Here is an 8,608-nt window from a genome sequence, read left to right on the forward strand (position 1 = left end):
TCTAAATGTAGAAGAAATCAATTTAGCACTTCCAACTCCATGCACCCTAAGATACTAAGAATGTTGGAAGATTGATTAGAGCAGTCTCCTCGCTTATGAATCTAGGGGGACAATCAATTGATAGACATTTCCCTTTATTGCACATCTTCTCCCTGACTATATTCTGCTTCAGCCGCTGCTTCCCTTTTTTGACGCCGCTTAAAGACAATTTTAGATAGCGATATACTAATTTCATATAGAAGTAACAACGGTACAATCACAACGAAGTCTGACATAAAATCTGGAGGCGTTATACAAACAGCAATGACCACAAGAACAAAATAAGCATATTTTCTAATTTTATGAAGCACATAAGGATTTAAAATTCCGATAGAGGTTAAAAACATAATGACAACAGGGAGCTCGAATAATACAGCAAAAGGAATGGTCATATGAAAAACAAACTTAAAATACTTCTCAGCCGTGAAGTTCGTTAAAAACATGTCTCCACCTAAATCAAGTAAGAACTGATAAATCATCGGAAAAATAATAAAGTATCCGAAGGCAAGCCCCGCTACAAACAATATAAATAAAGCTGGTATGTAAGCTAATGTTGCCTTTATTTCATGCGGTCGTAAAGCTGGTTTAACAAAGAGCCATATTTGCAATGCTAGAATTGGAATCGTCGCTGCTACAGCAATCACTGATGCGAGCATGAAGTAAATCCAAATAATCTCACTCGGTCCTAACACCATTAAGGTAACATCTAACCCCTTCACAAACCACTTATAAACATCTTCAACAAATATAAAGCCAATAATAAAAAAAAGAAAAAAACTAACGACAACAATAATTAATCGTTTTCGCAACTCATCAAGATGTTCAATGACATTGAGTTCTTTATCTTCCAACATCCATCACGCCTTTTTTTGAAAAATCCAATAATGTTTCGTCAACAAAAAGGCGCAAGACAACTCTATCTTACGCCTTCATCCATCTGTTTATTTAGTCGTTTTCTTCTCGTGATCTTCGAAGTCGTCACTCGTTAATTCGCGCGTTGATTTTTTAAATTCCCGTAACGTTTGTCCAAACGCACGCCCAATTTCAGGAAGCTTCTTAGGACCAAAAACTATTAACGCTAACAGTATGATTAAGATTAAACCAGGTACTCCAATATTCGGCATGGATACATCCCCTTTAATGTTGACATCAACTTATAGCCATTATAATACTTTTTAGTTTTAAAGAAAAGCAATCTCTATTTCCACTTAAAAATGGTAACTATTTAAGATAAGCTTTGTCTATTTTTAGCTGATTTTGGGTGCATTGTTAGGATAGATTCCTTTAATTAAATCAGCCAAAAACTGCTTAATAAATAATAGTGAATAGCGCCTAAATTAAAAGGTGGAACAAATTACTATCTTTATTCACTTCCACAAATGTAAATCCTTTTTTATTCATACGATCAATCAATCCAGCATAGTCGTTTTTATATTTTAATTCGATACCAACTAATGCCGGGCCGCTTTCTTTATTATTCTTCTTCGTATATTCAAAACGGCTAATATCATCATTTGGTCCTAATACTTCATCTAGAAACTCTCTTAAAGCTCCAGCACGTTGTGGGAAGTTAACGATGAAGTAATATAACAATCCTTCATATAACAGTGATTTCTCTTTAATTTCCTGCATTCTGCCGATATCATTATTTCCACCGCTAATCATACAAACGACTGTTTTTCCTTTAATTTGATCTTTATATAAATCGAGCGCTGCTACAGAAATTGCTCCGGCCGGCTCAGCAACAATCGCATGCTCGTTATATAAATCAAGAATGGTCGTACAAATTTTCCCTTCTGGTACAGGAATAATGTCTTCTAAATTCTCATGACAAATTTCATACGTCTTTTGCCCAACACATTTCACAGCGGCTCCATCAACAAACGTATCAATCGTCTCGAGCTCTGTAACCTCTCCCTTTTCAAAGGAATATTTCATCGAAGCGGCTCCTAATGGCTCAACTCCAATACATTTCGTCTCTGGAGAAACGGATTTGAAATAAGTGGATAAACCAGCCATTAATCCGCCGCCGCCAATTGCAGCAAACACATAATCAATTTTCTCATCACAGTCATTAAGAATTTCCACGGCCGCTGTCCCTTGTCCTGCAATCACCAGTTCATCATCAAATGGGTGGATAAAAGTCCGCCCCTCATCCTTCGCACAAATCATCGCATTAGCAAACGAGTCATCAAACGTATCTCCAACTAACACAATTTCAATGTTATCTCTCCCAAATAATTGAACTTGATCGACCTTTTGTCTTGGAGTAGTAGCAGGCATAAAGATTTTTCCATTGATGCCTAAATGGTTACATGCAAACGCTACACCTTGTGCGTGATTCCCAGCACTCGCACATACGACTCCATTTTGCGTTTCTTCCTCTGTTAATGTACTCATCTTATAGTAAGCCCCGCGTAATTTGAAGGAACGTACATGCTGTAGATCTTCTCTTTTTAAATACACATTACAATTATATTTCTCAGATAACCGTGCATTTTTTTGTAAAGGAGTGTGAGCAACGATTTCTTTCAAATCTCGATAAGCAATTAGAATATCTTCCAATTGAATTCCCCTTTTCATAGATGCTGTCTGACTCATAACAATTCCTCATATCCTTTCCCTTTTAATAATCCAATATTTAATCTAATAATTATAACACTTTCATCAAAGGATGTAACTGACTTTTCGAAAAATTCTTTATTTAACAATTAGATTAAACCTCTATCTAACATGAGATGACAAACAGTCAACAGCATTCTATAATGTAATTTAATAAAACTGATGATCGAGCGACAATCACCAGTTTTATTCCAGTTTTATTTTCTTTCTAGTACAACAAAGCGATGAGCGTATACATTTTTCTCGTCAACGATTCCTGGTGTAGAGGAACGTGTAGTCCACTCATTTTCATCTAAACTCGGAAAATACGTATCCCCTTCAAAGCTCGCCTCAATTTCGGTAATATATATTCGGTCGGTAACAGGTAAAATCTCTTTAAAAATCTCCGCTCCACCAATAACAAAAACCTCTTGCTCACTTTGATCAGCATATTGCTTAATCTCATCGATAGTATGCAATATGGTACAATCCGAATTCGTATAAGATTGATTACGTGTAACAATAATATTTTCACGACCAGGCAGCACCCTGCCGATTGATTCAAACGTTTTACGCCCCATAATAATCGGCTTTCCCATTGTCACTTTTTTAAAATATTGAAGATCAGCCGGCAAATACCATGGCAATTGATTGTCCTTTCCGATGACCCGATTTTGATCCATCGCAACAATTAATGAAATCATACGCTTACTTCTCCTTTAATATAATGTAGGTTCCATTTATATTAGACTGCAATTGGTGCCTTAATAGAAGGATGTGGATTATATCCTTCAATCGTTAAATCTTCTAATTCAATATCAAAAATCGATTTCTTTTCTGAATTGATTTTTAATGTTGGTAAATCACGCAATTCACGTGATAGTTGTTCTTTGACTTGTTCAATATGATTTAAGTAAATATGTGCATCACCAATTGTGTGTACAAAATCTCCTACTTCTAGATCACATTCATGTGCAATCAAATGAGTAAGTAAAGCATAAGACGGTATATTAAAATTTATTCCTAGGAAAGAATCTCCGCTACGCTGATACAACTGGCAAGAGAGTTTTCCATTCGCTACATAGAATTGAAACATTGCGTGACATGGAGGTAAAGCAGCTTTACTTCCCTTTGCACCTGCATTTACGACATCTTCTGGATTCCATGCATTTACGATAATACGACGGGAATCGGGATTATTTTTAATTTGGTTAATGACATCTTGTAACTGATCAATTTCATTTCCTTCAGAGTCTGTCCAGCGACGCCATTGCTTACCGTACACGTTACCAAGATCACCATATTTTTCAGCAAAAGCATCATCTTCAAGTACACGTTCACAAAAAGCGTTCATTTCCGCTTGGTATACTTTATTAAATTCTTCATCCACTAAACAACGATTGCCGAAGTCTGTCATATCTGGGCCTGTATATTCGTCTGATTCAACCCATTTTTTAAATGCCCACTCGTCCCAAATATGATTATTATTTTGAAGTAAATAGCGGATATTTGTATCCCCTTTAATAAACCATAATAACTCACTTGCAATTAAACGGAATGGGGTACGCTTCGTTGTAAATAAAGGGAATCCTTTCGATAAGTCAAAGCGCATTTGATAACCAAATACACTAATTGTTCCTGTTCCTGTACGGTCTTCTTTTTTCACACCGTTATCTAAAATATACTGTAAAAAATCCAAGTATGTTTTTTCTAACTCATTCGTCAATTTACTTCACCTCAGTATGTTTTCACCTTATACATTATATCCGAAAAGTTTAACTTTTGTAGAATCTACGGTAGTTTTTTATTTTCTCTTTTAAAGTAGATACTTGTTCATTTAAAGCTTTATTCGTATTTATCTGTCTTTCTAATCATCACGATTATAAGATTCTTTTGACAAGCTGTTCAAGAAAAAACTAATCTAATTGCTTAATATACATATAAGTTTGTGGAGCTAATCCTTCCAAACGATGACGTTGCTCCGAATTTACATAATACATAGCAAACGCTTCAGCAAAGTATTCCTCTGGATAATCATTGAAATACGTTTGATTCGGAAATAGTGTCCCTACTTCTTTTTTCCAAATACCTAAAAATTCAATATCATCTCGAATACCGCTATAAACAATTTTATCAATGGAATGCGCTAACTCATGAAGCTCTAAATTCACGGAGCCATGTCCATTTCCTTGATCACTTGCTCCAATTTTGACAAACACCGTATGTGAACCGCCCATTCCTGGCACATCATCCCACGTTGTCTCTTCATTCTTATATCCTCTTGGTTGAACTCCTTTTAAATAGGCTGCACTAGGATTCTCCGTTAATCGGCCATTAAACAATTTGACTTTCACTTCTTCATCTACCAATTTATCTAACATCGAGGAGGGTAATCTATAAATCGACTTAACAATCGAGAGAGCCTCTCCTGTATCAAACGAACCTTCTGGAAATAAAAATAACTGCTGTAAATTCTGATGATTTGTGAAGATTTTTTCTTGCTTTAAAGGGTGCTTTTCCGATAATTCATCCCAGTTCACCCCGTCTTCTTTAGCCTGAGATAATGTATAAAAAGAAAACAATCCGATACATACCATGATTAGCATAATCCAATATTTAAATCGCATAGACTATACTCCTTCCCCACTATGTATAATAGATTACAAAAAACAAGTTATTATTCTATTATAACATAATGAGAATCATAGCTTATGAAACTAAATTTTGGAAATCACTTTCAATAGAATGACGCACATTTCTTCTGTCGATACATATATTAAATATAGGTGATCCATTATGAGACGTTATGGCAGACGACCAATAACACAAGAAGAACGGGAACTGGTTGAGGAAATTTTCAATGTTTATTCTCTACAAATTTTTTTATTATTCGACCTTTGCTTGTTCACTCTTTTTCTAGGCATTTTATTATTTCCTCTTGTTCCATCACTTTGGCTACTATTCTTTATTCTTTTCCTCTTTTTTATAACTTTTTTTCTCCTTTTAAAACGCCTCAATCATTTCGACAAAAAAAGCTGACCTAGTTGTCAGCTTTTTACATTACGAATGAGTATATTTTTGGTTTTTTCGAAAATGAATAAGAATTGTTCCAGCAAAAATAAGGAAAATAATCACAAAGAACAACGTATGAGAAATGTGAATATTAAATACCGTTAAAAGCATTTTAACAGCAATGAAAGCAATCAATACATAAGCAGCAGATTCAAGCTCGGGAATACGATCAATGAGCTTTAAGAACACACTTGCCACACCTCGCATCATCAATACACCAAGCATGCCCCCAATTAACAGCACCCACACTTTATCACTTACACCAAAAGCCGCGATGACACTGTCCACTGAAAAAGCAATATCCATCAATTCAACTGCCACAACTGTTCCCCATAATGGACCAAATAGGCGAATAAGGATGCCATTTTGATTTAAACCTTGCTCTTCCTCTTCACCTGTTTCTCTTCTTTTATCACGGAAATATTTATACGATAACCAAGCTAAGTAAGCCGCTCCTAGTACTTTCACCCACCACAATTTAATTAAGAATACACCGATGCCAATCGCAATGAAACGGAATAGATACGCACCAAGAAGTCCATAGAACAAAGCTTTTCTTCTTTGTTTTTCAGGCAAATGACGCACCATCACAGCTAATACTAACGCATTATCCGCAGACAACAACCCTTCCATTAACACAAGTGTACCAATTAATCCCCAGCTAACAGGATCTGTTAAAACCTCAACCCACATTTGCCCATCGAAGAATAAAGCATAAGTGCTCATGATGTTATGAAACAATTCCGACATGTTAAACGCTCCTTTTACTCTAAACAAAAAGAAACCTTCACCAGAGAATATTATATTCGTTCACTGATGAATAGTTAGATTAAGCAAGTATTTATTCGTTAGGCTATATTACTGACATTGTTGATTGCCGACTCGTGAAGAACTTTTAAAAAAAGCTGAAAGGCGTGTAAAACGACAGTTTCACACGCACAATCTTATACATCGACACTCTCCATTAACATAACCATTTCTCAAATTATTCTATACTAGTATATCACTTTTTACATTTATATACACTAAAATAATTAAGACACTACCTTGGCACTTCCCCATTTAGGCGGTGTATTCGTATCCCAATAAATAGACCCTAATTCGTAGTGCGTCATAAATGAATCATGATATGTATGATAATGAAAATTAAACCAATACCCCTCTAATGGGATACGATCTTGGCGAACATGAAAACGAATAAGATCTTCCCCACTTTCTGTATTCAAAATATGAAAAATCTTTTCGCTTCTGCCACCGCTCGGATTTTTACTAATCGTTAATTGCTGCAATTGTTCATCAGGGAACTGATTAGCGATTTCAACAATTGCTTCTTCTATTTTCGGTAAAATCACCGTTTGAAATTCATCGTTAATTTTGGGCTGAATCTTTTCTCCAAATTTTTGATAAGCATTTGTTTCTGCCTTCTCTATCAATTCAGCGATACGCTGCTCTCTATTGAAGCTATCTTCTTCTATATCAGCAATCGGTATATACGGTATTTCCTTCTCTTCAAGTGCTCCATCTTTAATCGTATTCGCTTCTGCTAGCCATGTTAAATTCGATGGAGTCACAAGACCAAATGTTAATATAGAAATTAAAACGACAAGACTTTTACGAAGCCATTTTGTTCCTGCCAACAAAATCCCCCTTTCCATAACACTGCCTTTCTTCCTTTCAGTATACTCCTAAAAATAGCAGATGACGAATAAATAGTAGCGAAAATTACTGTATTAACCATATTGTCTGACCACTCCCACGGCTGAAGCCAGTGAGGTTCTTTCTCGCAAACATTCCACTTACAAACTTCCACAGGAAGGTGCAGGGGTGAAACTTGGGCGAGCAACTTTTGAGAGAAAAACAGTCTTTCAAAAGGGCAAGGTCGGTGCCACTACGCCATTCGACTGGCGATACTTGGTTCTTTCTTTGGTTTATCCTTCGGATGTTTCGTTTTTTGTCTGATTTCTTCAGACAAAAAGCGTTTATACCAAATCGGTTGTTTGAATAGGACCGAATAAAGAGATTGGACTGCCATCGTATGTTTTTTACGGGCAATATTTTGTGCTCCGTTGACATCACGATGGATTTCTGTTTTATGAACAGAACAAATAAAGTGTCTTCCTTTCGCTTGATGTCGTCCGTTACAAAACGGACAATCTTGAGAGGTATAGCTTTCTTCTGTTTCCTCTACTTTTATCCCCATCAATGCAGCTTTATAGGTGAGTTTTTGTTTCATTTTCCCTTGGTTCCACAATGACAGTTGTTGTCTTCTGACTTTACTCGTTTTTTGTTTCTTTTTCTCATTCTTCTTTGTCCATTTTTCAATGCCTGATGCATGGCCTATCACGAAATGTGTGACTTGTTCTTCGACTAAAAAAGAAACGACTTCTTTTGTGGTTTTATGTTCCAACTCTTTGAGTTGATTTTTACTAGTTTGACGAATACGATATTTGGCTTGTTTATACTTTTTCCATTGATTAGATCCTTTTTTACAGCGAGACATCTTTTTACTTAATTCCGCCAATACTTTCGCTCGGAATTGAGAGATACTACGCATGGCTCGTCCTGAAACAAGAAGAGCTTTGTTTTCTGTCGCGACTGCCACGGCATGAATTTCTCCTAAATCAGCACCAGCCACCTTTTTATCAAACGATGATAGATCCCTTTCAGGGACTTGCACAGTATAACAAAACCAATAGGCACCGTCTCTCCATACAATTTCTGCGTAGTTACATTCGTCTAACGGTTCCTCCGAAAGATTAGGAAGAAGAATAGCCTCATTTTTCTTTGGGAATTTTTCGTTCCAATTCTTCTTTTTCTTTTTAGTCAACAATTCAGGAAGTGAAAATCCATAGGATGCCTTTTTTATCGAAATGGTATTTTTGGTTATATCCATCGA

9 protein-coding genes are annotated in these 8,608 nt (G+C 36.0%); all 9 read right to left on the bottom strand.

Going from position 1 to position 8,608, the window contains the following annotated elements; genetic code table 11:
* Positions 1-134 precede the first annotated feature (134 nt).
* On the bottom strand, positions 135-890 hold the full coding sequence (gene tatC, locus V7068_RS13830) for a twin-arginine translocase subunit TatC (RefSeq protein ID WP_119115615.1): 756 nt from the start codon (positions 888-890) through the stop codon (positions 135-137).
* Positions 891-980: 90 nt separating this feature from the next.
* On the bottom strand, positions 981-1,163 hold the full coding sequence (locus tag V7068_RS13835) for a twin-arginine translocase TatA/TatE family subunit (RefSeq protein ID WP_119115224.1): 183 nt from the start codon (positions 1,161-1,163) through the stop codon (positions 981-983).
* 208 nt (positions 1,164-1,371) lie between these two features.
* Positions 1,372-2,640 carry a threonine ammonia-lyase IlvA gene (gene ilvA / locus V7068_RS13840; protein ID WP_499713271.1) on the bottom strand — a complete coding sequence of 423 codons (1,269 nt, stop codon included), beginning with the start codon at positions 2,638-2,640 and terminating at the stop codon, positions 1,372-1,374.
* A gap of 218 nt (positions 2,641-2,858) precedes the next feature.
* A complete protein-coding gene (locus V7068_RS13845; RefSeq protein WP_402920262.1) occupies positions 2,859-3,344 on the bottom strand; it encodes a dihydrofolate reductase in 486 nt (161 codons plus the stop codon).
* Positions 3,345-3,385: 41 nt separating this feature from the next.
* Complete coding sequence (locus tag V7068_RS13850) at positions 3,386-4,366, bottom strand: thymidylate synthase (RefSeq protein WP_499713272.1); 981 nt, start codon at positions 4,364-4,366, stop codon at positions 3,386-3,388.
* A 190-nt stretch (positions 4,367-4,556) separates the two neighbouring features.
* A complete protein-coding gene (locus V7068_RS13855; RefSeq protein WP_499713273.1) occupies positions 4,557-5,267 on the bottom strand; it encodes an anthrax toxin lethal factor-related metalloendopeptidase in 711 nt (236 codons plus the stop codon).
* 433 nt (positions 5,268-5,700) lie between these two features.
* Positions 5,701-6,462 (bottom strand): TerC family protein, encoded by a 762-nt coding sequence (locus V7068_RS13860; RefSeq protein ID WP_499713274.1) that lies wholly within the window; start codon positions 6,460-6,462, stop codon positions 5,701-5,703.
* Between the two features lie 284 nt (positions 6,463-6,746).
* Entirely contained in the window at positions 6,747-7,349 is a 603-nt protein-coding gene (locus V7068_RS13865; protein WP_499713275.1) for a YpjP family protein, read from the bottom strand.
* Between the two features lie 251 nt (positions 7,350-7,600).
* The coding region (locus V7068_RS13870; protein WP_499713276.1) for an RNA-guided endonuclease TnpB family protein at positions 7,601-8,608 on the bottom strand (1,008 nt) is incomplete at its 5' end.

The sequence above is a fragment of the Bacillus sp. JJ634 genome, assembly GCF_036962285.1.
GTDB classification, from domain to species: Bacteria; Bacillota; Bacilli; order Bacillales; family DSM-1321; genus Peribacillus; species Peribacillus asahii_A.